We start from the raw sequence: 24,845 nt of genomic DNA, 5'->3' as shown, positions 1-24,845 counted from the left end.
CCGGAACGGCGAAAAACGCGATTTTTATGCATCTGCCTATTGGCGGCGCACCCGTGTTGCCCTACATTTCGCTTGCCGACGGGGTTCGGCGCGACCACACCACCAACCGTTCACGAGAACAGGACACCATGGCAAAGACCGCTAAAAAGGCTGCCCCGAAGAAGGCAGTGAAGAAAGTCGCTACGAAGGCAGCCGCGAAGCCGGCCGCTCCCAAGCCGATCAAGGAAGTGCTGAGCAAGTCTGGTCTGGTTGCACACATCGTTGAAGCGTCCGGCGTTGTCGCCAAGGACGTGCGCGCTGTGCTGGCCTCGCTGGAAGGTGCCGTGGCCGCTTCGGTCCACAAGAAGGGCGCGGGCAGCTTCACCCTGCCGGGCCTGCTGAAGATCACCACCGTCAGCGTGCCGGCCAAGCCGAAGCGCAAGGGCATCAACCCGTTCACCAAGGAAGAGCAGTGGTTCGCCGCCAAGCCGGCCTCCACCAAGCTGAAGGTGCGTCCGCTCAAGAAGCTCAAGGACGCCGCGCTCTAATCAGCGCGCTTCCTGCAGCACCCGGACGGGACGGCCACGGCCGTCCCGTCTTTTTTTGGCGGTTCTCCCGAGGGCAGCGCCCCGCCCTCGCCTCCAGCGCAACACAGCGTTGCCGCAGCGTCCGGCCATGCCTGCAACGCGCGCAAACCCTGCGCCGGCGGCGCTGCGCGGCGCACCGCCTGCCGCTGGAACGCACAAGGTGGAACACTGCGTGCGACCGCCCCTGTCGCCGATCCCGGGCGCGCGGCCTATGGTGGGCCTGTCCCCACTGTGCAGGCAGCCATGTCCACCTCCTCCCAGCGTTACCGCATTACCGTCACCCCGATCGAAAAGGACGGGTTGCAGTGCAGCGGGCGCTGCACCATCGAGCTGGAGCACCGGGCGCAGCGCGACTGGATGCGCCTGCTGGAAGTAGCCAGGCGCCATACCGGGCTCAGCGGCGATGAGCGCGCCGCGGCCATTGTGGCCACCCAGCTGCTGCGCGACCTGGCCCAGCGCCACGCCGCCGAGCCGACGCACGCCCTGACCGTGCTGCAGCCGCAGCTGGACGAGGTGCTCGGCGCGCTGGACGCCATCCAGGGCGCGCCCTGATCCACGGCGCCGGCTACACTCGCCCCAGTCCCGGGGAGGAGTGCCGATGCGTCTTGCCAGTGTCCTGCTGCCGCTGCTGCTGATTGGCGGGTGCTCGTGCCAGCGCGAGGGCGATGCAGTCGCTGCTGCAGACGTGGCCGCGCCGCCCCCGGCCAGTGCCACCACCGCTGCTGCCGATGCCGCCGCTGCTGCTGCGGCCACGCAACCGGCGCTGCCGTCCAGCGCGGTGGCTGCGGGTGCAACCGACGAACCGGCGACCGTGCGCAACTACATCGGCGTGCTGCTGCGCGGTGATCGCACCGCTGCGGCGGCGTACTGGCAGGGCGGCACCCCGCGCGCGCAGCCCGACGACGCCCCGCTGCACCACCTCACCGACGTGGTGTCGCTGCGGGTGGATACCGACACGCCGATCGCGCGCGACACCGCCGTCCCTTCGCGCCTGCGCGAGGTGCCGGTCCGCATCCGCATCCTGACCCGGCAGGGCACCCTGCACTACCACGGCTGGTATCGCCTGCAGCCGCGCGCCGATGGCAGCGGGTGGGAGCTCAGCGGCGCGTCGCTGCAACCGACCCTGGACTGACCGGCCGGCACGGGCGCGAACGCGTCAAAGCTGGATTCAGGCGAAGGCGCTATCGTTGGCCTCTCACTTCCCCCCGGCCTGCTGCCATGAACGTTCGCCCGATGTTGTCCCGCCTCGCCGCCTGCGCCGTTCTGCTGGCCGCCGCCATCGGCGCGCAGGCCGCGCCCACCGTCTCGGGCCGCCAGTTGTCGGTCGGTGCAGCCGATGTGCAGCAGTATCTGGATGGCAGCTTTCCGCGTACCCAGGACGCGCTCGGCGGCCTGATCGCGATGACCATGAGCCACCCGCAGCTCGCGTTGCCGCAGGGCAATCGCCTGGACCTCGGTTTCGACGTTGCGCTGGGTACCGCCGGCAGCGCACCGGCACCGCTGGGCAAGGTCAAGCTCAGCAGCGGCCTGCGCTACGACGCGCAGACCCAGGGCTTCCACCTCGATCAGCCGACCGTGGACGACTTCACCCCGGCCAACAACGGCGGCAAGCTCGACTCGCGTACCCGCAGCCTGCTCAACGCCTGGCTGACCGACTACGCGCGCCGCGAGCCGATCTACAAGATCGACCCGAGCGTGGCCGCCGTGCTCGGCGCCCTGCAGGTGCAGTCGGCGCAGGTGGAGAACGGCAAGCTGGTGGTCACCTTCAACCAGGACCTGGGCAAGCTGGTCCCGGCCGGCCTGCTCGGCCGCTGACCGCACGGTAGGCACCGACCGTTGGTCGGTGCACCGCTGCCCGCCTACGCCGCCAACGCCTTGGCCACCGCATCGGCAAACGCCGGAATGTCGCCCGGCTTGCGGCTGGTGATGACATGCCCGTCCACCACCACCTCGGCGTCGGTCCATTCGGCGCCGGCGTTGCCCAGATCGGTCTTCAGCGACGGCCACGAGGTGAGCCGGTGGCCGGTGGCCAGGCCGGATTCAATCAGCAGCCACGGGCCGTGGCAGATCGCCGCCACCGGCTTGCCGGCCGCGCCGAACGCCTTGATGAACGCCACGGCCTGCGCATCGATGCGCAGCTTGTCCGGGTTGATCACCCCGCCGGGCAGCACCAGCGCGTCGTAGTCGTCGGCCGTGGCGCCCTGCAGCGGCTGGTCCACCGCGACGCTGTCGCCCCAGTTCTTGTCTTTCCAGCCACGGATCTGCGCGCCGTCGCCCGGCGACACCACCTTCACCGTGGCACCCCAGGATTCGAGCAGGCGCTTGGGTTCAAGCAGTTCAGACTGCTCGAACCCGTCGGTGGCCAGGATCGCGACGTGCTTGCCGTTGAGTGCGTGTGCCATGAAGGGCTCCGTGGATGAGGGAGCCTGCAGTCTGCCGGCACCGCCATTGGGCGCCGGTGACCGCGATGTGCACGGGGCGTAGGCTTACCGCTTGGGCTGCAGCATGGTCCCGGTGCACTTCTTCGACCCGCAGCGGCATTCCCAGATCTTCTTCAGGCGCGCGGTGTGGCGTTCGGCCAGCACGATGCCGTAGTTGTAGGTCAGCTCGTCGCCCGGCTGGATGTCCTTGATCGCCTCGATGAACACCTTGTCCTCGCGACGGTTATCACCCTCGGCCTCTTCGATCACCGCCTCGCAGTTCGGGTCGCAGCTGTGGTTGAGCCAGCGCGCATCGTTGCCCTTGTAGTTGGCATCGATGACGTAGTCGTCATTGAGGGTGAACAGGAAGGTGTGGCCACTTTCGACGTCGCCGGTATCGTCCGCATCGACGTCAGCGTGACTGCGCAGCAGCCCCTTGTACTGGATCACGCGCTCACCCTTGCTGATCGGCGCCAGCGCGAACACGCCATTGCCATGAATGGTGGACTTGCGCGCTTGGATCTTCTTGGGCATCTGGCTGGCCGTTGCGATGGGAAGTCCCGATTCTCGCTTAATCTTTGTGATTGCCAAAGCTACACTGGCACCCGGGCGCCCCCGCCATGCCCCTGTCGGCGTCCTGAACGGGGTGGGTTGGATGCCCGGGGATAAAAGCGTACAATTTCAGTCCGCTTTATGGTTCTGCCCTCCCCATGCTCCGCGTCACCAAGCTCACCGATTACGCCACCGTCGTGCTGACCGTGCTTGCCGCCCGTCCGGGCGAGGTGCTCAGTGCGACCGAACTGGCCGAGTTCGCCAGCCTCGAACCGCCCACCGTCAGCAAGCTGCTCAAGCCGCTTGCCCAGGCCGGCCTGGTCGAAGGCCTGCGCGGCGTGCGCGGCGGTTACCGCCTCACCCGGCCCGCCGAGCAGATCTCGCTGTTCGAGATCGTCGAGGCGATGGAAGGGCCGCTGGCCCTGACCGAGTGCAGCCACGACCACAGCCAGTGCGGCCGCGAGCTGCAGTGTGGTGCGCGCAGCAGCTGGCGCCTGATCAACGACGTGGTGGCCGAAGCCCTGCGCGCGGTCAGCCTGGCGCAGATCCTGCCCCCTCTTCCCCTTGTTGACGCCCACCGCCGCGCCATCGCGGCGGACGTCGTCTCCTGATCCACAGGCAGCCCCCATGGCCACCGATACCCTCGATACCGTCGCCGCCGGCGATACCCCCAACCGCGAGATCCATGAGCAGCTCGGCCGCAAGTACGCGGCGGGCTTCATCACGGACATCGAATCGGACTCGCTGCCGCCTGGCCTGGACGAGGACACCATCCGTGCCCTGTCGGCCAAGAAGGACGAGCCGGAGTGGATGACGCAGTGGCGCCTGGACGCCTACCGCCACTTCCTGACCATGCCGATGCCGGACTGGGCCAAGCTGCAGATCGCGGCGATCGACCTGCAGGCGCTGAGCTACTACTCCGCGCCGAAGGGCCCGAAGTACGCCTCGCTGGATGACGTGCCCAAGGAACTGCTGGACACCTACGACAAGCTGGGCGTGCCCCTGCACGAGCGCGCCAAGCTGGCCGGCGTCGCCGTGGACGCGGTGTTCGACTCGGTCTCGGTCGGCACCACTTTCCGCAAGGAGCTGGCCGAGAAGGGCGTGATCTTCTGCTCCATGTCCGAAGCCATCAAGGAACACCCCGAGCTGGTCAAGCAGTACCTGGGCAGCGTGGTGCCGGTGGGCGACAACTACTTCGCCGCGCTGAACTCGGCCGTGTTCTCCGACGGCAGCTTCGTGTTCATCCCCAAGGGCGTGCGCTGCCCGATGGAACTGAGCACCTACTTCCGCATCAACGCCGGCCACACCGGCCAGTTCGAGCGCACCCTGATCATCTGCGAGGACAAGGCGTACGTGTCCTACCTGGAAGGCTGCACCGCGCCGATGCGCGATGAGAACCAGCTGCACGCCGCGGTGGTCGAGCTGGTGGCGCTGGAAGATGCCGAGATCAAGTATTCCACGGTGCAGAACTGGTACCCGGGCGACGAGAACGGCGTGGGCGGCATCTACAACTTCGTCACCAAGCGTGCCGAATGCCGTGGCGCGCGCAGCAAGGTCACCTGGACCCAAGTCGAAACCGGCTCGGCGATCACCTGGAAGTACCCGTCCTGCGTGCTGCTCGGCGACGACTCGGTGGGCGAGTTCCACTCGGTGGCACTGACCCACCACCGCCAGCAGGCGGATACCGGCACCAAGATGATCCACATCGGCAAGCGCACCAAGAGCAAGATCGTCAGCAAGGGCATCAGCGCCGGCCGCGGCCAGAACACCTACCGTGGCCTGGTCAAGGTGGACCGCAACGCCGACGGCGCGCGCAACTACACCCAGTGCGACTCGCTGCTGATCGGCAAGAAGTGCGGCGCGCACACCTTCCCGTACATCGAGGTCAAGAACCCGAGCGCGACGGTGGAGCACGAGGCAACCACCTCCAAGATCTCCGACGACCAGCTGTTCTACTGCCGCGCACGCGGCATCGACCAGGAAAACGCGGTGTCGATGATCGTCGACGGCTTCTGCAAGCAGGTCTTCCGCGAGCTGCCGATGGAGTTCGCGGTGGAAGCCAAGAAGCTGCTGGAAGTCAGCCTGGAAGGCTCGGTCGGATGAAGACCCTGCTCACCCTCGTCCTGCTGCTGGGCGCCGCGCTGCCTGCGTTCGCGCAGCCCGCCGACTGCAACCCCGGCGGCAACCAGATGGAACTCAACGCCTGCGCCGCACAGGAACTGCAGAAGGCCGACGCCGCGCTCAACGCGGTGTATCGCGAGGTGCTGGCCAAGCACGCCGGTGAAACGGTCGCGCTGGAGAAGCTCAAGGCCGCCCAGCGGCTGTGGATCCAGCTGCGCGACGCCGACCTGGACGCGCGCTACCCGGTGGGCAAGGACGAGAACCCGCGCGTCCTGTACGGCTCGATGTACCCGATGCTGTATGCCGGCTACAAGGCCGCGCTGACCGAAACCCGCACCGCCTACCTGCGCAAAGCATTCCTGGAGCGCAGCGAATACGACCTCTGAGTCGCGCTGCCCGCCAAATCCCCTATCTGACAAGACGACTATCGCAATGTTGAAGATCGACAACCTGCACGCCCGCATCGGCGACAAGGAAATCCTCAAGGGCCTGTCGCTGGACGTGAAGCCCGGCCAGGTGCACGCCATCATGGGCCCCAACGGCGCCGGCAAGTCCACCCTGGGCAACGTCCTGGCCGGCCGCGATGGCTATGAGGTCAGCGAAGGCAGCGTCCAGTTCGAGGGCGCCGACCTGCTCGAGCTGGCGCCGGAAGAACGCGCCGCCGCCGGCCTGTTCCTGGCCTTCCAGTACCCGGTGGAAATCCCCGGCGTGAACAACACCTACTTCCTGCGTGCCGCGCTCAACGCGCAGCGCAAGGCACGCGGCCAGGAAGAACTGGACTCCATGCAGTTCCTCAAGCTGGTGCGCCAGAAGCTGGCCGTGCTGCACCTGAAGGACGAACTGCTGCACCGTGGCGTCAACGAAGGCTTCTCCGGTGGCGAGAAGAAGCGCAACGAGATCTTCCAGCTGGCCGTGCTCGAGCCGAAGCTGGCGATCCTGGATGAAACCGATTCGGGCCTGGACATCGACGCGCTCAAGAGCGTGGCCGACGGCGTCAACGCACTGCGCTCGCCGGACCGCTCGTTCCTGGTCATCACCCACTACCAGCGCCTGCTCGACTACATCAAGCCGGACGTGGTGCACGTGCTGGCCGACGGCAGGATCGTGCAGAGCGGCGGCCCGGAACTGGCGCTGGAACTGGAAGCCCACGGCTACCACTTCCTGAAGGACCGCGTGGTGCCGGAGGCGGCGGTCTGATGAGCGCCCTGCTCGATTCCCTCGCCAGTGGCTTCTGCGGCAGCGACGCCCGTCGCGCCGAGCTGGATGCGGCGCTGCAGGCCGGCCTGCCGGGTCCGCGCACCGAAGCCTGGAAGTACACCTCGCTGCGCCAGCTCGAGCGCCGCAGTTTCAGCCCGGCGCCGCTGGCCGCCGCCGACGTCGATCCCGCGCTGCTGGCCGACATCCCGTCGCCGCGCCTGGTGTTCGTCAACGGCCGCCCGTCCGAGGCACTGAGCGACCTGGCGGCCCTGCCGGCCGGCGTGCAGGTGCAGACCCTGTCCGCGGCCCTGGCCGGCGGTGAAGACGCCCTGCGCTTCCTCGGCCGCCGCTTCGAGCGCAGCGACGAGATCTTCGCCCGCCTCAACGCCGCCCTCGCCGATGAAGGCGTGCTGGTGCGTGTGGACGACAAGGCGCAGATCGACCTGCCGCTTCAGCTGGTGTTCGTCAGCGTGGCCGGCAGCGCCGACCTGGCCTGGCACCACCGCCACCTGATCGAACTGCGCGCCGGTGCCTCGCTGGGCGTGATCGAGCACCACCTGCATGTGGGCGATGTCGCCCACCTGGGCAACACGCTGGTGCATGTGCACCTGGCGCAGGACAGTGTGCTGGCCCACGCCCGCGTGCAGGCCGACGGCGTGCGCGCCACCGCGCTGCTGCGCACCGACGCCGTGCTGGCCCGCAACGCCCAGTACCGCCGCATCGACCTGGAGCTGGGCGCCGCACTGAGCCGCCACGAGCTCAACGTGCGCCTGGAAGGCGACAACGCCCAGCTGACCGCCAACGGCGTGCTGCTTGGCAATGGCCGCCGCCATGTCGATACCCGCCTGGGCATCGACCACATCGCGCGTGATACCGCCTCGGAAATGCTGTGGCGCGGCGTGGCCGCCAACCGCAGCCGCGTGGTCTTCCACGGCGGCATCCACATCCGCGAAGGCGCCGATGGCACCGACGCCAACCTGTCCAACAAGAACCTGCTGCTCTCGGCCGATGCCGAGATCGATACCCAGCCGACGCTGGTTATCGACGCCGACGAGGTGAAGGCCGCGCACGGTGCCACCGTGGGCCAGCTCGACGCCAATGCGCTGTTCTACCTGCGCTCGCGCGGCCTGCCCGCCGACCAGGCGCAGCAGCTGCTCAGCGCCGCGTTCTGCCACGAACCGCTCAAGGTGCTCGACGCGCGCCTGACCGAGCAGCTCGCCCGTCACCTGGACCGCGCACTGGCACAGGCAGGCCTGGCATGAACCTGTCCACGCCGCGCCCGGTCGTGCCCACCGACAGCGCCCCCGACTGGGAGCGCGTGCGCCTGGACTTCCCGCTGCTGATGCGCGAAGTGCACGGCAAGCCGCTGGTGTACTTCGACAACGCCAATACCGGCCAGAAGCCGGTGCAGGTGATCGGCGCGGTGGACGAGTTCTACCGCCGCTACAACGCCAATGTCAGCCGTGCCGTGCACGCGCTGGGTACCGAAGCCACCGACGCCTACGAGGGCGCGCGTGCAAAGCTGGCGCGCTTCCTCAACGTGCGCGCCAGCGAGCTGGTGCTGTGCAGCGGCACCACCTTCGCGCTCAACCTGGTGGCCTACTCGTGGGCGCTGCCGCGCCTGAAGGCCGGCGACGTCATCCTGGTCTCGCGCATGGAGCACCACGCCAACATCGTGCCGTGGCAGCTGGTCGCCCAGCGCACCGGCGCGACCATCCGCGTGGCCGAGATCACCCCGGAGGGAGCGCTCGACCTGGACGCCCTGCGCAAGGCGATGACCCCCGAGGTCAAGCTGCTTGCCGTCGCCCACGTCTCCAACGTGCTGGGCACGGTGAATCCGGTCCGCGAGATCTGCCGGGAAGCGCGCAAGCGCGGCATCATCACCGTGGTGGACGGCTCGCAGGCGGTGCCGCACCGCAAGGTCGACGTCGCCGCGATCGGCTGCGACTTCTACGCCATCACCGGCCACAAGATGTGCGGCCCCACCGGCACCGGCGCCCTGTGGGCCCGGCGCGAGCACCTCGATGCCATGCCCCCGTTCCTGGGCGGCGGCGAGATGATCAAGGAAGTCAGCTTCGAGGGCACCGTGTTCAACGACGCCCCGCACAAGTTCGAGGCCGGCACCCCCAACATCGCCGGCTTCATCGGCCTCGGCGTGGCGGTGGACTACCTGGAAGCGCTCGGCCTGGAGCACGTGGAAGCACGCGAGGCCGACCTGCTGGCGCACTTCACCGAAGAGCTGAACAAGGTTGACGGCCTGCGCATTTTCGGCACCACGCCGGACAAGGCCGCCGTGGTCTCCTTCCTGATCGACGGCGCACACGCGCACGACCTGGCCACCCTGCTCGACCTGGAGGGCGTCGCCGTACGCTCCGGGCAGCACTGCGCGCACCCGCTGCTGCAGTACTACGGTGTGGCCGCCACCTGCCGTGCTTCGTTGGCGTTCTACAACACGCATGACGAAATCGAGCGCTTCATCGCGGCGTTGAACAAGGTGCGCAAGTTGCTGGGGTGATCATCCGGGGAGTACCGGGCACCAGCCAAAACGCCGCGAGAGATCGCGGCGTTTTTTATTGCCTCTGCACCGTGGCCATCCCTCTACGCCGCTACGTTGACTGGCCACGCAGACCTGGGGATTGGCGGACAAACGCGATGCGATGTCAGCGTTCGATAGTGACGCCCTCCAGGACACCCATTCGGCCCGAATCGATCGGATCTGCGTGAGCGTTGCGGACACCCTGCTGATTCCAATGAAAGACACCGCTGGCCCGGACATACCTCGCGTCATCAGGCATGGCCTTGAACGAGATTGCGCCCATGCCCGGACTCTTTCCCCGGTAGACCACCAATGAGCTGGACGATTCCCGCATTTCCAACGCCTCACGCGTCGGGAAGAGGAGAACGGCGTCGTTGACCTCATCCACCCATACGCCAACCGATATCTTCATTCCGTCGAATCGATCCGGCGCAGCAAGCACACTGGAGAGGGTGGTCATGCAGGTCGGCGGGCCATTGCCGTCACCGCGCATCCTGCATGCCGCGGGCGGCTGACGGATCTCTTTTCCATCCGGTGAATACCCGCACCCTGGAAGCGCGACGAAACCTGCGGCGAGCAGGAACAAGCGTAGATAGGACGTCATCGTAGGGTCGGTAGCCTCCATTCTGACAAGCAGCCGGCGGGAAGCAATCCCGCTGATCCATGCGGCTGGATGTATGAGCGTGAGAATGATCATGCGGCGCCGCGCAGCCTACAGACTGGCTTTATTGATCAGCTGCGTTCAACCGTCAACATTCCATTGACTATCGAAAACCGTCACGCGATGCACCTGCCCCCGCCCTCCCGGCCCGCCCCCAATCATGCAATAATGCGAACACTTCTCATTTGCATAGATCGCAATGTCGTCCCCGGTCGTCTCCCCCGATGCGCTCGCCTCGCTGTTCCGTGAGCATCACCGCTGGCTGCTGGCGCGCCTGAGCCGCCAGATGCGCTGCCGCTGGGACGCCGAGGATCTGACCGCCGAGACCTTCACCCAGGTGGCGGCCTCGCGCACGCCGCTGGCGAGCATCGTGGAGCCGCGTGCGTTCCTGACCACCATCGCCAAGCGGCTGCTGTTCCACCTGCGCCGCCGAAGGGATCTGGAGCAGGCCTGGCTGGAACAGCTGCGGCACAGCCCGGACGCGTTCTCGCCCTCGCCGGAGGAGCGCGCCCTGCTGCTGGAAACGGTGCTGCTGGTCGACCGGGCCATGCAGGGGCTGCCGGCCGCCGCCCGTGCCGCTTTCCTCTACAGCCAGCTGGACGGCCTGGGCCACGACGAGATCGCGGCTCGCCTCGGGGTGTCGGTGCGCACGGTGGGCCGCTACCTGCGCCAGGCCTGGCAGTGCTGTCTGGAGGATCTGCGCGAGGCGGCCGCTGGATGAGCGCGACCACGCCCGAGCGGGCCGCGATGGCCGCGGCGATCGACTGGATGGTGCTGCTGCAGTCCGGCCGCGCCGGGGCCGATGCGCCCGGGCGACTGCAGCACTGGCTGGATTCGGCCCCGCTGCATCGGCAGGCATGGGACGAACTGCAGCAGGTGCAGCACCGCTTCGAACGGCTGCGCGACGTCGCCGCGCAGCACCCGGGTCAAACCCAGCAGGCCCGCGAGCTGCTGCTGCGCCCGGCGCGGCGGTCCGCGCTGCGCTCGCTGGCCGTGCTCGCCGTGACCGGCGCAGGCGCCGCCGCGTGGGCCGACCGCCAGTTCCCGCTACGCGAGCTGGGCGCGGACCTGCGCACCGCTACCGCGCAGCGCCGCCGCTTCGCGCTGGACGACGGCAGCAGCGCGGTGCTTGATGCGCGCAGCGCGGTGGATGTGGTCTTCGACGGCAGCCGTCGCCAGCTGTGGCTGCGCCGTGGCCGGGTGTTGCTGGAGGCCGCTGCCGACCCGCGCCCGCTGCTGCTGCATGGCCTGTACGCGCAGGTGGCACTGCTGCGCGGCAACGTGATGCTGGAGCGCGACGATGAGGGCAGCACGCTGTCGGTGCTGCGCGACCACGCGCTGCTGCACGGCGAAGACGGCAGCCGCCTGCAGGTCCAGGCCGGCTTCTCGGCGCGCGCCACCGCGCGTGGGCTGGCCGCCAGCGGCGCGCATCCGGCGCAGGTGGCCGACTGGGTGCGCGGACAGGTCAGCCTGGACAACGCTCCGTTGTCGGCCCTGATCGCGCGGCTGCGCCCATATCGCCCGGGTTTCCTGCGCGTCTCCGATGCCGCCGCCGCGCTGCGCGTGCAGGGCGTGTTCGCGCTGGACGACAGCGACCGCACCCTGCGTGCGCTGGCCGAAACCCTGCCGCTCACGATCCGGACGTACGGCCCGATCACGCTGATCGACCGCCGATGAACGTTTCTTCGCATGTTGCTGCCGTCGCCGTGTCCGGTTTCCCGCGCTCGATACACACCTCTATCCGAACCCCCTATTCGGACGCCATATCGATGCCCGCTTCACGCCTGTTCCGCCCTTCCTGCCTCGCCCTGGCCCTGTCGCTGGCCGCCACCGCCCCGCTGGCACACGCGCAGACCGCACCCAGTGCGTCCGCCGCGCTGGACTACCGCATCGCGGCCGGCCCGCTGGGTGCCACGTTGAACCGCATTGCCGCCGATGCCGGGCGCACCCTGTCGGTGGACCCGGCGCTGGTCCGTGGCCTGCGCGCGCCGGCCGTCGAAGGCCGCATGTCCGCCGAGCAGGCCGCTGCGCAGGCACTGCAGGGCAGCGGGCTGGAGCTGGTCACCACCGCCAGCGGCGCGCTCACCGTGCAGCGCGCGCCGGCCAACGGCGTGCAGCGCGTGGGCACCTTGCGCGTGCAGGGCGACCAGGGCAACCGCACGCTGCTGGGCAATGACCACCTCAGCCCGGCCGACCGGCCCTACGCCTCGCCGCAGTCCGGCGCGTACCTCTCGCAGGAGCAGATCGAGCGCTTCCGCGGCACCCAGGCCGGCGACATCTTCAAGAGCGTGCCGGGCGTGCTCAACGGCGACAACCGCAACTCCGGCGCACTGGATCTCAACATCCGCGGCATGCAGGGTTTCAACCGCGTGCCGGTGGTGATCGACGGCAGCCAGCAGCAGGTCACCGTGTACCGCGGCTACGCCGGCGTGGCCGGGCGCAGCTACATCGATCCGGACATGATCGGTGGCATCAACATCGAGAAAGGCCCCAGCGCGGGCGCCGAAGGCGTGGGCGCGATCGGCGGCGTGGTGAGCATGCGCACGCTCAACGCCGAGGACATCATCACCGGCGACAAGGACTGGGGCATCCGCCTCAAGGGCGGTTTCAGCGACAACAGCACCTCGCCTCCCCCCGCCTACACCACCGGTGGCCTGCGCAACGGCGGGCAGTTCCTGACCGACTGCGGGGGCGGCCGCACCTGCACGCGCCAGCCGGTGCCGACCACCTTCGCCGACGACACCGGCATGGACCGTCCGAGCACCGGCACGCCCACCGGCGGCAGCGGCAGCCTGGCCGTGGCCAGGCGCTGGGACCAGTTCGAGGTGGTGGGCGTCTACGCGCGCCGCAAGACCGGCAACTACTTTGCCGGCGAGAACGGCCCCAACGCACCGGAACCGGTGTTCTCCACCCGGCGCACCACCGACAGCCGCGGACGCTGGGTCGAGTACACAACGGTCAACTTCGAGGGCCTGAACCGCTTCCGTGCCGGCGAGGAAGTGCTCAACACCTCCGTGGACAACCAGTCGTGGCTGCTCAAAGGCACCTGGAAGCCCACCGCGCACCAGGCGCTGGAGGTGGGCCACATGAAGTTCCAGAGCCGCTACGGCGAGCTGATGCCCTCGGCGATCCTGCGCGGTGAAGGTGCGCTGCAGTCGGCCCTGAGCGATGTGGATGCCGATACCTGGACCGCGCGCTACCGCTGGAACCCGGACAACGACCTGATCGATTTCAAGGCCAACGCCTGGAAGACGATGCTCGACAACACCATCCGCAACACCTACTCGTTCCCGGCGCTGCCGCCGGAGTTCACCTATATCGAAGTGACCTACCGCCAGGCCGAACGCTGGGGCATCGACGCCACCAACACCTCGCGCTTCATCACCGGCTGGGGCGACATGGCGCTGCAGTACGGGTTCACCCACGGCAAGGAAGACGTGCATCCGATCAGCGAGACGCAGAGCTTCAGCAGCAACAACGCCAAACGCGAGGAAAGCAGCGCCTTCCTGAGCGGTGAGTGGGTGCCCACCGACTGGCTGAAGGTGGATGCCGCCGTGCGCCACACCCGCTACAAAAGCTACGACCGCCTGATCAGCCAGGTCCCGTCGAACACGCGGCCGATCACCTATACGCCCACACACCTGGAAGGGCGCGGCAATGGCACCACGCCGATCGCCGCGCTGACCTGGACGCCCCTCGACGGGGTGCAGGTGTACGCGCGCTACGCCGAAGCCATGCGCATGCCCGGGCTGTTCGAGACCAGCTCGGGCCCGGTGCCGACCACGCGCCCGATGGATCTGCGTCCCGAGCACGCCAAGAACCGCGAGTACGGCGTCAACCTGCTGCGCGATGGACTGTTCACCGGCAGCGACAAGGCGCGCCTGAAGGTGGCCTACTTCGACAACCACGTGAAGGACTACCTGACCCGCACCACGATGCAGCTGGACGGCTGGGTCTCCGCACCGGTGATCGAGAGCATCGACCGCGCCGACTTCAAGGGCTATGAGCTCAGCGCCGAGTACAGCACGCCGCGCTTCTTCGGCGAGCTGTCGGGCACGTACTACACGTACACCAACTTCTGCCACAGCGGCCGCGCGTATCCCACCCGGACCGAGGCGTGCCACGCCGGCGGCGTCAACGAGAGCTATGCCAGCAACCACATCCCGCCGCGCGCGGCCGGTGCGCTGACCCTGGGCACCCACCAGTTCGAGCAGCGCCTCACCGCCGGCACGCGGGTCAGCTACACCGGCCACCGGCCGATGCGCGAGGCCGGCGCCAGCCTGATTCCGGTGGTGGATTGGGGCTCCTACGTGCTGGTGGACCTGTTCGCCAACTACCGCCTCAACGACCACGTCGCCGTCGACCTCACCGTCGACAACCTCACCGACCGCTATTACATGGACGCCATGACGCTGGGCCTGATGGCCTCGCCGGGGCGCACGGTGCGGTTGGGCTTCACCGTGAACTTCTAAGGAGCGCCCGCCCATGTCCACGACCTCGCCCATTGCCGTCACCCCCACCCGCAGCCAGCGGCTGAAGGCGGCGACCCACGCCACCCACGACCGGCTCGACCAGCGCATCATGCGTGGCGATCCGTTCGCCTCCACCGACAACTACCGCCGCTTCCTGCGCGTGCAGTACCGCTTCCACCGTGACATCGCCGCGCTGTACGCGATGCCGGCGCTGCACGCGCTGGTGGACGATCTGGCCGAGCGCCAGCGTCTGCAGGAGCTGGTGGCCGACCTGGCCGATCTCGGCGAGCCGGTGCCGGCCGATGACGGCCGCGCACTGCCGGCCGACGTCGATCTGGCCACGGCGCTGGGATGGCTGTACGTCGCCGAGGGCTCCAACCTCGGCGCGGCGATCCTGTTCAAGCTGGCCGCACGCATCGGTCTGGATGACACCCGCGGCGCGCGTCACCTGGCCGGGCATCCGGAAGGGCGCGCCCGGCACTGGCGGCAGTTCACCGCCGCGCTGGACGGCGCCGCACTGGACCCGGCGCAGGAGCAGCACATGATCGACGGCGCCACCCAGGCATTCGTGCGCGTGCACGGCTATGTCGAACAGGCGTTCGCTGCCTGAGATGGACGCCACCCTGCCCACCCTCGCCATCCCGGCCGCCCGCCCACGCCACCGCGTGGTGCGCGTCGGTTACCTGCTGCTCGGGCTGCTGATGGTGGGCCTGGGCATCATCGGCGCGCTGCTGCCGGTGATGCCCACCACCATTTTCATGATCCTGGCAGCGGCCTGCTTCGGCAGATCCTCGCCCCGCTTCGAACGCTGGCTGCTGCAGCACCCCAGATTCGGCCCGCCGCTGGTGCTGTGGCGCGAGCAGGGAGCGATGTCGCGCCGCGCGAAGGCATTCGCCTGCGGTGGCATGGCCGTCGGCTTCGCCACGTTCTGGACCTTCGCCCATCCCTCATTCGTGCTGTGGATCGCCGTGGCGATCGGCATGGGCGGCTGCGCGCTGTACCTGCTGTGCCGCCCGGTACCGCGCGGCACCCCGCCCAGCCGGCTGCTGCAGATCGCCGAACGCCATGCACATGGCCTGGCCGCGGTACTGACAGTGCTGGCCCACGTCACCTTCTTCGCCCTGCTGCTGTGGACCCGCGCGCATACCGCGCCGGACCTGCCGCCGCCGCCCACCGAACGCACCCAGCTGGTGCTGTTGCCACCCCGTGCGCCGGAGGTGCCGCTGGAAGAGATCGTTGCGCCCACCCCGAGCACCGCCGCGTCGGTGCAGAAGCAGAAACCCGAGCCACCTCGCCCGCTGCCGGACACCCCGCCGCGCGCCGCGGCGAACTGGGTGATTCCGCCGCCGACGCCGCCGCTGCCCACCGTCGAATCGCCCGCGCCGCGACAGCAGGAGGCCTCGGTCGCCGCCGCACCGGTCACCCCGCCGCTGCCGCCCGGCCCCAGTGAAGCCACGCCCGGCCGGGACAGCTGGGAAGGCCGCGTCATGGCCCGGCTGGAGCGCTTCCGCCGCTACCCCAATGCAGCGCGCGCGCGCCGCCAGGAAGGCATCGCGCAGGTGCGCGTGAGCCTGGCCCGCAACGGCACCCTGCTGGCGCTGTCGCTGGAACAGTCCTCCGGCTTCCCGCTGCTCGACCAGGCCGCGCTGGAAACCTTCCGCCGCGCCGCGCCATTGCCGGCCGTGCCGGACGAACGCCCGGCGCCGGTGGAACTGTCGTTCCCGGTGGAGTTTTTCATGCGCTGAGGGCGGCCGACACGGCGATGGCGGGTTCCGGGGCCGCGCATGCCCGCCTAGAATGTGCCCATGACCACCCTCACCTTCCGTGCGGCCACGCTGGCCGACATCCCCGCCCTCGTCGCCCTTGTCACCTCTGCCTACCGGGGCGATGCCAGCCGGGCCGGCTGGACCACCGAGGCGGACATGCTCGACGGCGCCCGCATCGACCCGCAGGGCCTGCAGGCCGATATCGACCGCCCGCGCAGCACCATCCTGCTGGCCGAACGCGAGGGCCGCCTGCTGGCCTGCGCGCATGTGGCCGACGACCAGGGCAAGGGCTATTTCGGCATGTTCGCGGTCGAACCGACCCTGCAGGGCGGCGGCGTGGGCAAGCAGGTGATGGAGGCCGCCGAGGCCCATGCGGCCGCGACCTGGCAGCTGGACGTGATCCAGATGACGGTGATCGACATCCGCGACGAGCTGATCGCCTTCTACGAGCGCCGCGGCTACCGCCGCACCGGGATCAAGAAGCCGTTCCCCTACGGCGACGAACGCTTCGGCATTCCCAAGCGCGACGATCTGCAGTTCGAGATCCTCGAAAAGCCGCTGGTGGCCCAGGCATGAGCGAGACCTGGACCTTCGTCTGCGCCAGCGCCGAGCTGCTGCCCGGCGAGATGAAGAGCACCTTCGACGAGGTGACCGGCACGCCGATCGTGGTGTTCAACCTGGACGGCGAGCTGTATGCGCTGGAAGACCAGTGCACGCACGACGAGTTCGAGCTGTCCTCGGGCACCTTCGACACCGCCGAGGGCAGCATCGAGTGCGTGCTGCACGGCGCGCGCTTCGACATCCGCGACGGCCGCGCCCTGTGTGCGCCGGCCTACTCGCCGGTGGCCCGGTTCCCGGTCAAGCGTGAGCACGATGCGGTCTGGGCCCGCGACGACCGCGACTGACCGGTTCTGACGCCTGAATGGCGGGTCTTTGATAACGCGAATTGTTGCTATTAACATAGGCGTTGCGGCACTACGCCCGCTCCTGCCCGGTCCTTCGTGCTTCGTCGCCGCCCCAGCTTCGGTATCGCCGCCCTGTGGGCCACGCTCTGCGTGGTGCTGCTTGGCCTGGCGTGGCTGGGCGACAGCGGCCGCCCCGGCACGCCGGGCAGCCCGGCCGCCGCGTTCGAGGCGCCCGGCCACAGCGCCCTGAGTCTCCTGTCCCATGTCCCGCCTGCGCCGGCACCCGGCCCCGAAGCGGTACACACCGCCGGCCTGGGCAGCGAGAGCGGCGGCGACGCCGAGTCGGACCGCACCGCCATCCGCCGCGCCAGCCACCGTACCCCGTGGATCGCCCGGGTGCCGTTGTGGCGCGCCGACGCGCTGCGTTGGCAGCGGCCGGAACCCGCACTGCGGCTCAACCCCGGCCACGCCCCTCCCTACGCCTGATTCCGGCGTCAACGCCCTGCGTTGATGCCCTGCACGCCTGCGCGCCGCGCCGTTGTGGGCCGCGCCTGCCCGTTCGTTTCCGCTGTCTTCCCGCCTATCCCCAGGAAATCCCATGACCGTCCGTCCCACGCCGCTGTCGTCCGCCCTGCTGCTGGCCATCGCCGCCCCCGCCCTGGCCCACGCCGAAACCGATGCCGCCGCCGATCCGCAGCGCGCCACCGAGCTGGATGGCGTGGATGTGCACGGCGAGCGTGTGCGCCCGCAGTCGTCCAAGTTCACCGCGCCGCTGCTGGACACCCCCAAGTCGGTCAGCGTGATTTCCCAGCAGGTGATCGAGCAGACGGCCGCCACCACCCTGCTCGATGCGCTGCGCACGGTGCCGGGCATCACCTTCGGTGCCGGTGAAGGCGGCAACCCGACCGGTGACCGTCCCTTCATCCGTGGCTTCGACTCGGCCTCGGACATCTATGTGGACGGCCTGCGCGACGCCGGCAGCCAGACCCGCGAAGTGTTCGCGATCGAGCAGATCGACGTGGTCAAGGGCCCGAGCTCGGCCTACTCCGGGCGTGGCTCGGCCGGCGGCACCATCAGCCTGGTCAGCAAGACCCCGAAGCTGGACAGCTTCGTGCGGGGTTCGCTGGCCGCCGGCACCGACAGCTACCGCCGCGGCACGCTGGACGCCAACGAGGTGATCGGCGACGGCATCGCCGCCCGCGTGAACATCATGAGCCACGACGCGGACGTGGCCGGCCGCGATGCGGTCAACACCAGCCGCTGGGGCATCGCGCCGTCGCTGGCGTTCGGCCTGAACGGCCCGACCCAGGCGGTGATCAGCCATTACCACATGGAAACCGACGACCTGCCCGATGCCGGCGGCTTCCCGTTCAACAACCCGTTCAACAGCGGCGCCAACGTACCGCTGAACGGCGACGGCAGCCCGATCGTGACCAACCGCGATGCGTTCTATGGCCTGGTCGACCGCGACTTCCAGAAGACCCGGGCGGACATCACCACGCTGAACCTGTCGCACGACTTCGGCGGCATCGTCCTGCGCAACATCACCCGTTACGGCGACACCCGCAACAACTACCTGTGGACCCAGCCGGACGACAGCAAGGGCAACCCGAACCTGTTCGGCACCGTCTGGCGCCGCACCAACTCGCGCGCCACGCAGACCGACAGCTTCGTCAACCAGACCAGCGTCACCGGCGAACTGGAGACCGGCCCGCTGCGTCACAGCTTCACTGCCGGTGTGGAATACAGCGATGAGAAGACCGTGCGCGGCAGCTACCTGATCGGCGATGTGGTGCGTCCGAACGGCCAGACCACCGGCGGCACCAACAATCCGGTCACCGGCAACCAGAGCTGCCCGACCACCGGCGCCGCCACCGGCTACAACTGCACCGACCTGACCAACCCGAACCCGAACGACCCGTGGTCGGCGACCCACACGGTGACCCGCAGCAATCCGCTCAACGATGTGCGCCAGACCACCCGCACCACGTCCGCGTACGTGTTCGACACCATCAGCTTCAACGACCAGTGGATGCTGAACCTGGGCGCGCGCTTCGACGACTACAGCACCCACCTGTTCAACCCCACCGCAGCGGCCAACGTGCAGTACCTGCGCAACGACAGCTCGTTCTGGAACGGCCAGGCCGGCCTGGTCTACAAGCCGGTCGCCAACGGCAGCATCTACCTGTCGTGGGGCACCTCGTCCACCCCGGTGGGCGTGGACGGCGGCGACGGTGCCGACGGCATCACCGCCACCATCAAGGATCTCGAACCGCAGCGCAGCCGCAACATCGAGCTGGGCACCAAGTGGGACCTGTTCGATGCCCGCCTGTCGCTGACCGGTGCGATCTTCGAGACCGAGATGACCAACGCGCGCGTGCTCAATGACGCGGGCACCACCCAGAACGCCGGCCGCAAGAAGGTCAAGGGTGCCGAGATCGGCTTCAGCGGCACCATCGTGGAGGGCTGGCAGGTCTTCGGTGGCTACACCTACCTCGACGCGGTGGTCGAAGACAACGGCTTCCTGCTGGTCAACGGCGCGTACGTGCCCTCGCCGTACAACGGCAATCAGTTCCCCAACACCGCCAAGCACAGCGCCAGCCTGTGGACCACCTGGGCCCCGTCGTTCGTGCCCGGCCTGAGCCTGGGCGCCGGCGCCAACTACGTGGACAAGGTGTACGGCAACGTCAACAACACCAAGTGGGTGCCGTCGTATACCCGCTGGGACGCGATGGTGGGCTACCAGTTCAACCCGCGCTACAGCCTGCAGTTGAACGTGCAGAACCTGACCAACAAAACCTACTTCACCAAGGCGTACGCTTCGCACTACGCCGCCATCGCGCCGGGCCGCTCGGCAACGCTGGCGTTCAACTTCTCGTTCTAAGCCACACGCCACCTCCCGCGCACCGGCGCGGGAGGTGCGGGAGCCGACCATGCTGCTGCACATTCCCGACGTTCTCACCGCCGAGCAGGTCAGCCTGGCCCGCCGGCAACTGGCCACTGCCGGCTGGACCGACGGGCGCCTGACGGCGGGCTACCAGTCCGCACAGGCCAAGCACAACCTGCAGCTGCCCGAGTCCGACCCGGCCGCCCGCGCGATCGGCTCGATCATCCTCGACGCGCTCGGCCGCAACAGCACGTTCTTCTCCGCCGCACTGCCGCGCCGCATCTTCCCGCCGCTGTTCAACTGCTACCAGCCGGGGCAGACGTTCGGGTTCCATGTGGACAACGCCGTGCGCTACGACTACAGCGCCGCCGGCCAGCCGCAGCCTGTGCGCACCGACCTGTCGGCCACCCTGTTCCTGAGCGATCCGGACGAGTACGAGGGCGGCGAACTGGTCATCGAAGACACCTACGGCAACCAGCGGGTCAAGCTGCCGGCCGGCCACATGGTGCTCTACCCCGGCACCAGCCTGCACCAGGTCACCCCGGTCACCGCCGGTGCGCGGCTGGCGTCCTTTTTCTGGATCCAGAGCATGCTGCGCGACGACGGCCAGCGCCGCCTGATGTGGGATCTGGACGTGTCCATCCGCCGCCTCACCCACGATCACCCCGAACACCCCGCGCTGGTCAATCTCACCGGCGTGTATCACAACCTGCTGCGGCAATGGGCCGATGTCTGAGCCGACCGCCGACGCGCTGGACACCGATGCGCTGGTCGCCCTGATGCAGCGTGATCCTGCAGCGGCGCTGGCCGTGCTGGAAGCCACGGCGCAACGCGGCGACGCGCAGGCGCAGTTCCTGCTCGGGCAGGCGCGCATGGAAGGCCGCGGGGTGGCGCAGGATGCCGCCGCCGCCATGCACTGGTTCGAGCGCGCCGCCAACGGCGGGCTGGCCATTGCGGCCAACATGCTGGGGCGCTGCCATGAGCTCGGCACAGGCACCCCCGTCAACCTGGAACTGGCCGTGGTCTGGTACCGCGCTGCCGCCGAGGCGGGGCTGGACTGGGGGCTGTACAACCTGGCCAACCTGGTGGGTACCGGGCGCGGCACCGCCCGCGACGAGCGCGCCGCGTACACGCTGTACCTGCAGGCGGCCGAGCGCGGCCATGCCAAATCGATGAACCTGGTGGGCCGCTGCCTGGAAGACGGCATCGGCGTGGCGGCCGACCCGGCTGCCGCACCGGCGTGGTACCGGCGCTCGGCCGAGGCCGGCGACTTCCGCGGCCAGGCCAGCCATGCCTCGCTGCTGCTCGCGGCAGGCCAGGTGGACGCAGCCGTGGGCTGGCTGCAGCGCGCGCTCGCCACCGGCAGCCCCTCGTTCCAGGCGCATATCCGCCCGCTGCTGGCGGCCTCCCCGCATGCGCAGGTCCGCGGCCTGCTGGGCGACGGCAACACCTGACTACAGTCGCAAATCATTCGCATTTGCGTCGGATAACCAATCTCACCTACAATCCCGCCGCCCCACGCCCCACCCTGCGCCGTTGGCCACCCGCCTGCGCCGCTGCCGGCGCGTGGCCGCCGAGGCGAGTTGCCTCACCCACCGCCTTGCAGGGAATCGTCTTGCGCCATCCGCACCGCCACCGCAGCTTCGCTCCCGCCATGCGCGGGCAGCGTCCGGCGTTGGCGACGGTGCTGGCCTGGCTGGCCCTGCTGTCGATGCTGCTGGCCGTCCTGCCGATGCTCGGGCACGCCGTGCCCGGCAGTGCGCACCTGGTGCAGGCGCCGATGGAAGAACGCCTGCCCGGCGGCGGCGAATCCGCCCCGCAGGAAGAGGCCCCGGCCAAGCCGCGCCGGCTCGCCAGCGCGCGTGCCGCCGTTGCACCGCCCCTGGTTCCGTCCGCCACTGCGGCCGACGGACTGGACGCGCTGATGGCCACCCTGGTGGCCGCGCCACCGCAGGTGGCCCCCTCGATCGATTCGGCACCGGCCACGCCGCTGCCTGCTGCCCCCGGCCTGCGCGTCCAGCGCGGCCAGGCGCCCCCGCAGGGCTGATCCCGGCCACGGCCGACGCTACCGCGTCGCGCTGCCGGTACCGCCGCTGCCGGCCCGCCTTGCGGGCCCACCCCTGATCTCCAGCAGGTGCCGAGGCCGATGGCCCGCGCACCGCGCATCCGTCTTTTTCTTTCGAGGTATTGCTCATGGCCCTGCGCCAGCGTCGCCGCACGTCCCTGTCCCGCCACACCCTGTCCATCGCCCTGCTCGGCGCGCTGTCGGCGCCGGCCTTCGCCAGTGGCAGCGGCGCCCCGCAGACCCTGGACAAGGTGGTGGTCACCGCCTCGGGCTTCGAGCAGAAGATCACCGACGCGCCGGCCAGCATCAGCGTGGTCAGCCGCGAAGAGCTCAGCAAGCGCCCCTACACCAGCCTGGTCGATGCGCTGCGCGACGTCGAAGGCATCGACGTGGGCATGGAAACCACCGACAAGAACGGCCGCGCCACCATCTCCATGCGCGGCATGCCGTCGGAGTACACCCTGGTGCTGATCGACGGCCGCCGCCAGAGCAACGTGGGCCAGCTGTACCCGAACAACTTCGGCGGCGGCCAGTTCGCCTACCTGCCGCCGCTGGATGCCATCGAGCGCATCGAAGTGGTGCGCGGCCCGATGTCCACCCTGTACGGCTCGGACGCGATGGGCGGGGTGATCAACATCATCACCCGCCGCAACCAGGACACCTGGCACGGCTCGGTCACCCAGGGCTTCACCGTGCAGCAGGACGACCAGTTCGGCGATGCGCGCACCACCGACGTGTACCTGAGCGGCCCGCTGGTCAAGGACCGCATCGGCCTGTCGGTGCGCGGCAGCTATTACGATGCCAAGGCCTCCAACCCGGAATGGGACGACCTGCCGCTGCCCGACGGCACGCTGTGGGCGCGCAGCATCGGCTTCGGCGGCGGCGGCAAGGCGGTGGCCAACACCAACTGGAACACCGGCCTGCGCCTGAGCTTCACCGTCAACGATGACCACGACCTGTGGCTGGACTACGACGTGTCGCGGCAGAAGTACGACAACAGCCAGGGCCAGACCGGCACGCTGGACAGCCTGGCCAGCCTGTGGCGCGTGGGCAATGCCACCCTTCCCAACCCCAACGGCACCGGCACCATCACCCGCCGCGTGGTGCAGCCGCGCGTGGGCTACACCGCCTACCAGCGCTATGAGCGCGACCAGGTGGCCCTGACCCACCAGGGCCGGTACGACTTCGGCACCTGGCAGACCACGCTGACCCACACCACCAGCAACAACCTGGGCCGCTCGCTGCCGCTGACCCTGGACGAGCGCGCCGATCTGCAGACCCTGTGGAACGACGTGTGCCGCCGCACCGGCGCGGCCAACAACTGTGCCGCCGGCCGCGGCAACGCACTGACCGCCCTGAACCCCGCCGAGCTGGCACGCCTGCAGGCCTTCCTGCCGCGTCCGCTGCGCACGATGGAACTGGAAGGCATCGTGCTCGACACAATGCTGGACATGACCTTCGGCGCGCACAAGCTCACCGTGGGCGGCCAGTACACCGACACAGACATGACCGACGGCGTGTTCGGCATGGACGGCAACGGCTACCAGGACAACGTGAAGCAGAAGCACCGCATGTGGTCGGTGTTCGCCGAGGACAACTGGTCGCTGACCGACACGCTGACCGCCACCGTCGGCCTGCGCTACGACCACCACAACATCTTCGGCAGCCACCTCAGCCCGCGCGGCTACCTGGTGTGGAACGCCAGCGACGCGTGGACCGTCAAGGGTGGCGTGAGCACCGGCTACAAGACCCCGCGCCCGGACCAGCTGTTCCCCGGCGTCACCGGTTTCGGTGGCCAGGGCGTGCTGCCGCTGGTGGGTTCGCCCAACCTCAAGCCGGAAACCAGCACCAACTATGAGCTGGCCGCCTACTACGAAGGCGCCGACTGGGGCTTCAACGTCACCGGCTTCTTCAACCAGTTCGACGACAAGATCGCCAGCGGCGGCACGTTCCCGAACTGCGAGGTCGCCCCCGCCGGCGGCGGCTACTGCGTGGACGTGGGCCCGGGCTGGGCCGAGCTGGGCTACAGCACGTTCACCCAGAGCGTGAACGTGGACAAGGCCGAAACCAAGGGCGTGGAAGCGGCGGCCTACGTGGACCTGCTGGACAACCTGCAGCTGCGCGGCAACTACACCTACACCCGTTCCGAGCAGACCAGTGGCGTGGACAAGGGCAAGCCGGTGGGCGGCACCACCACCCCGGCCCGGCACATGGCCAATGCCAGCCTGAACTGGCAGCTCAACGACGCGGTCAGCCTGTCGCTGATCGGCGAAGGCCGCTACGACCGCTACCGCGACACCCTGGTGACCAACGTCGGCGGCGTGAGCACCTCGCAGGTGCGCTACTACGAGGACTACACCATCTTCCACCTCGGTGGCAGCTGGAACATCACCCCGTGGCTGACCCTCAACGCACGCGTCAACAACCTGTTCGACAAGGACTTCGTGTCCCAGTCGTGCGTGCTGATCAGCGACAGCGAGTACAACTGCGTGGACGACTACGCGACCAAGGACCAGCGTCGCAGCTACTGGATGTCGCTGAACGCCAAGTTCTAAGGTAGGTGCCGACCGTTGGTCGGCACACATGCCTGGTAGGTGCCGACCGTTGGTCGGCACACATGCCTGGTAGGTGCCGACCGTTGGTCGGCACACCCCTCCCGCCCAAAATTGCGAACCATTCTCATCAATGGTGTAATTC

Annotated in this window: 26 protein-coding genes; 23 read left to right on the top strand and 3 right to left on the bottom strand. The window is 68.8% G+C overall.

Annotation, left to right across the window (positions count from 1 at the left end; all coding sequences use genetic code 11):
• Positions 1–128 precede the first annotated feature (128 nt).
• The 4 genes from ACO6VK_RS16710 to ACO6VK_RS16695 all read left to right on the top strand — a co-directional run bounded on the left by ACO6VK_RS16710 (position 129) and on the right by ACO6VK_RS16695 (position 2,381).
• The gene (locus ACO6VK_RS16710; RefSeq protein ID WP_422509061.1) at positions 129–527 is read left to right on the top strand and encodes an HU family DNA-binding protein; all 399 of its coding nucleotides are present in this window, start codon (positions 129–131) and stop codon (positions 525–527) included.
• A 282-nt stretch (positions 528–809) separates the two neighbouring features.
• Positions 810–1,118: a DUF3861 family protein gene (locus tag ACO6VK_RS16705; RefSeq protein WP_136006584.1), complete on the top strand. Its 309-nt coding sequence runs from the start codon at positions 810–812 to the stop codon at positions 1,116–1,118.
• Between the two features lie 46 nt (positions 1,119–1,164).
• Positions 1,165–1,698 (top strand): hypothetical protein, encoded by a 534-nt coding sequence (locus ACO6VK_RS16700; protein WP_422509058.1) that lies wholly within the window; start codon positions 1,165–1,167, stop codon positions 1,696–1,698.
• 86 nt (positions 1,699–1,784) lie between these two features.
• On the top strand, positions 1,785–2,381 hold the full coding sequence (locus tag ACO6VK_RS16695; protein ID WP_422509056.1) for a DUF1439 domain-containing protein: 597 nt from the start codon (positions 1,785–1,787) through the stop codon (positions 2,379–2,381).
• 44 nt (positions 2,382–2,425) lie between these two features.
• Here the strand turns inward: ACO6VK_RS16695 and ACO6VK_RS16690 are convergent, their stop codons facing one another.
• Entirely contained in the window at positions 2,426–2,968 is a 543-nt protein-coding gene (locus ACO6VK_RS16690) for a type 1 glutamine amidotransferase domain-containing protein (protein WP_422509054.1), read from the bottom strand.
• Between the two features lie 84 nt (positions 2,969–3,052).
• The gene (locus ACO6VK_RS16685) at positions 3,053–3,520 is read right to left on the bottom strand and encodes an SET domain-containing protein (protein WP_017356443.1); all 468 of its coding nucleotides are present in this window, start codon (positions 3,518–3,520) and stop codon (positions 3,053–3,055) included.
• A gap of 176 nt (positions 3,521–3,696) precedes the next feature.
• Here ACO6VK_RS16685 and ACO6VK_RS16680 point away from each other — a divergent pair, with 176 nt between their 5' ends.
• Genes ACO6VK_RS16680 through ACO6VK_RS16655 form a run of 6 tightly spaced genes read left to right on the top strand, consistent with a single transcriptional unit; the run spans position 3,697 to position 9,371 of the window.
• Positions 3,697–4,149 (top strand): SUF system Fe-S cluster assembly regulator, encoded by a 453-nt coding sequence (locus tag ACO6VK_RS16680; RefSeq protein ID WP_411850198.1) that lies wholly within the window; start codon positions 3,697–3,699, stop codon positions 4,147–4,149.
• Between the two features lie 16 nt (positions 4,150–4,165).
• The gene (gene sufB, locus ACO6VK_RS16675) at positions 4,166–5,641 is read left to right on the top strand and encodes a Fe-S cluster assembly protein SufB (protein WP_422509052.1); all 1,476 of its coding nucleotides are present in this window, start codon (positions 4,166–4,168) and stop codon (positions 5,639–5,641) included.
• A complete protein-coding gene (locus ACO6VK_RS16670) occupies positions 5,638–6,045 on the top strand; it encodes a lysozyme inhibitor LprI family protein (protein ID WP_422509050.1) in 408 nt (135 codons plus the stop codon). Before sufB ends, ACO6VK_RS16670 begins: the two co-directional genes overlap by 4 nt.
• Before the next feature lie 46 nt (positions 6,046–6,091).
• Positions 6,092–6,856 (top strand): Fe-S cluster assembly ATPase SufC, encoded by a 765-nt coding sequence (gene sufC / locus ACO6VK_RS16665; RefSeq protein WP_422509048.1) that lies wholly within the window; start codon positions 6,092–6,094, stop codon positions 6,854–6,856.
• Entirely contained in the window at positions 6,856–8,118 is a 1,263-nt protein-coding gene (gene sufD / locus ACO6VK_RS16660) for a Fe-S cluster assembly protein SufD (RefSeq protein WP_422509046.1), read from the top strand. Before sufC ends, sufD begins: the two co-directional genes overlap by 1 nt.
• On the top strand, positions 8,115–9,371 hold the full coding sequence (locus ACO6VK_RS16655; RefSeq protein ID WP_422509044.1) for a cysteine desulfurase: 1,257 nt from the start codon (positions 8,115–8,117) through the stop codon (positions 9,369–9,371). Before sufD ends, ACO6VK_RS16655 begins: the two co-directional genes overlap by 4 nt.
• A gap of 145 nt (positions 9,372–9,516) precedes the next feature.
• On the opposite strand, the gene ACO6VK_RS16650 is transcribed toward ACO6VK_RS16655, so the two are convergent.
• A complete protein-coding gene (locus ACO6VK_RS16650) occupies positions 9,517–10,089 on the bottom strand; it encodes a hypothetical protein (protein WP_422509042.1) in 573 nt (190 codons plus the stop codon).
• A gap of 163 nt (positions 10,090–10,252) precedes the next feature.
• Between ACO6VK_RS16650 and ACO6VK_RS16645 the strand changes: the two genes are divergently transcribed.
• From ACO6VK_RS16645 to ACO6VK_RS16585, 13 genes are all read left to right on the top strand, one after another.
• Positions 10,253–10,774 (top strand): sigma-70 family RNA polymerase sigma factor, encoded by a 522-nt coding sequence (locus ACO6VK_RS16645; RefSeq protein WP_422509040.1) that lies wholly within the window; start codon positions 10,253–10,255, stop codon positions 10,772–10,774.
• Positions 10,771–11,730, top strand: a complete 960-nt coding sequence (locus ACO6VK_RS16640; RefSeq protein ID WP_422509038.1) for a FecR domain-containing protein — start codon at positions 10,771–10,773, stop codon at positions 11,728–11,730. The genes ACO6VK_RS16645 and ACO6VK_RS16640 overlap by 4 nt, the downstream gene beginning before the upstream one ends.
• A 92-nt stretch (positions 11,731–11,822) precedes the next feature.
• On the top strand, positions 11,823–14,525 hold the full coding sequence (locus tag ACO6VK_RS16635) for a TonB-dependent receptor domain-containing protein (RefSeq protein WP_422509036.1): 2,703 nt from the start codon (positions 11,823–11,825) through the stop codon (positions 14,523–14,525).
• A 13-nt stretch (positions 14,526–14,538) separates the two neighbouring features.
• Positions 14,539–15,135 carry a biliverdin-producing heme oxygenase gene (locus tag ACO6VK_RS16630; RefSeq protein ID WP_422509034.1) on the top strand — a complete coding sequence of 199 codons (597 nt, stop codon included), beginning with the start codon at positions 14,539–14,541 and terminating at the stop codon, positions 15,133–15,135.
• A complete protein-coding gene (locus ACO6VK_RS16625; protein WP_422509032.1) occupies positions 15,110–16,270 on the top strand; it encodes a TonB family protein in 1,161 nt (386 codons plus the stop codon). Before ACO6VK_RS16630 ends, ACO6VK_RS16625 begins: the two co-directional genes overlap by 26 nt.
• 60 nt (positions 16,271–16,330) lie before the next feature.
• Positions 16,331–16,867 (top strand): GNAT family N-acetyltransferase, encoded by a 537-nt coding sequence (locus ACO6VK_RS16620; protein ID WP_422509030.1) that lies wholly within the window; start codon positions 16,331–16,333, stop codon positions 16,865–16,867.
• Entirely contained in the window at positions 16,864–17,196 is a 333-nt protein-coding gene (locus ACO6VK_RS16615) for a non-heme iron oxygenase ferredoxin subunit (RefSeq protein ID WP_422509028.1), read from the top strand. Before ACO6VK_RS16620 ends, ACO6VK_RS16615 begins: the two co-directional genes overlap by 4 nt.
• A 96-nt stretch (positions 17,197–17,292) precedes the next feature.
• Positions 17,293–17,682 (top strand): hypothetical protein, encoded by a 390-nt coding sequence (locus tag ACO6VK_RS16610; RefSeq protein ID WP_422509026.1) that lies wholly within the window; start codon positions 17,293–17,295, stop codon positions 17,680–17,682.
• A 112-nt stretch (positions 17,683–17,794) separates the two neighbouring features.
• A complete protein-coding gene (locus ACO6VK_RS16605) occupies positions 17,795–20,080 on the top strand; it encodes a TonB-dependent receptor (protein WP_422509024.1) in 2,286 nt (761 codons plus the stop codon).
• A 49-nt stretch (positions 20,081–20,129) separates the two neighbouring features.
• Entirely contained in the window at positions 20,130–20,819 is a 690-nt protein-coding gene (locus tag ACO6VK_RS16600; protein WP_017357313.1) for a Fe2+-dependent dioxygenase, read from the top strand.
• On the top strand, positions 20,812–21,537 hold the full coding sequence (locus ACO6VK_RS16595; protein WP_422509022.1) for a tetratricopeptide repeat protein: 726 nt from the start codon (positions 20,812–20,814) through the stop codon (positions 21,535–21,537). The genes ACO6VK_RS16600 and ACO6VK_RS16595 overlap by 8 nt, the downstream gene beginning before the upstream one ends.
• 161 nt (positions 21,538–21,698) lie before the next feature.
• Positions 21,699–22,130, top strand: coding sequence for a hypothetical protein (locus ACO6VK_RS16590; protein WP_422509020.1), 432 nt, complete (start codon positions 21,699–21,701; stop codon positions 22,128–22,130).
• A gap of 146 nt (positions 22,131–22,276) precedes the next feature.
• On the top strand, positions 22,277–24,703 hold the full coding sequence (locus ACO6VK_RS16585; protein ID WP_422509018.1) for a TonB-dependent receptor domain-containing protein: 2,427 nt from the start codon (positions 22,277–22,279) through the stop codon (positions 24,701–24,703).
• The last annotated feature ends 142 nt before the right edge of the window (positions 24,704–24,845 follow it).

The sequence above is a fragment of the Stenotrophomonas sp. GZD-301 genome, assembly GCF_049310345.1.
In the GTDB taxonomy this organism is placed as follows: domain Bacteria; phylum Pseudomonadota; class Gammaproteobacteria; order Xanthomonadales; family Xanthomonadaceae; genus Stenotrophomonas.
The sequence above is the reverse complement of the archived record's forward strand: the minus strand, read 5'-3'. Positions and strand labels throughout refer to the sequence as shown.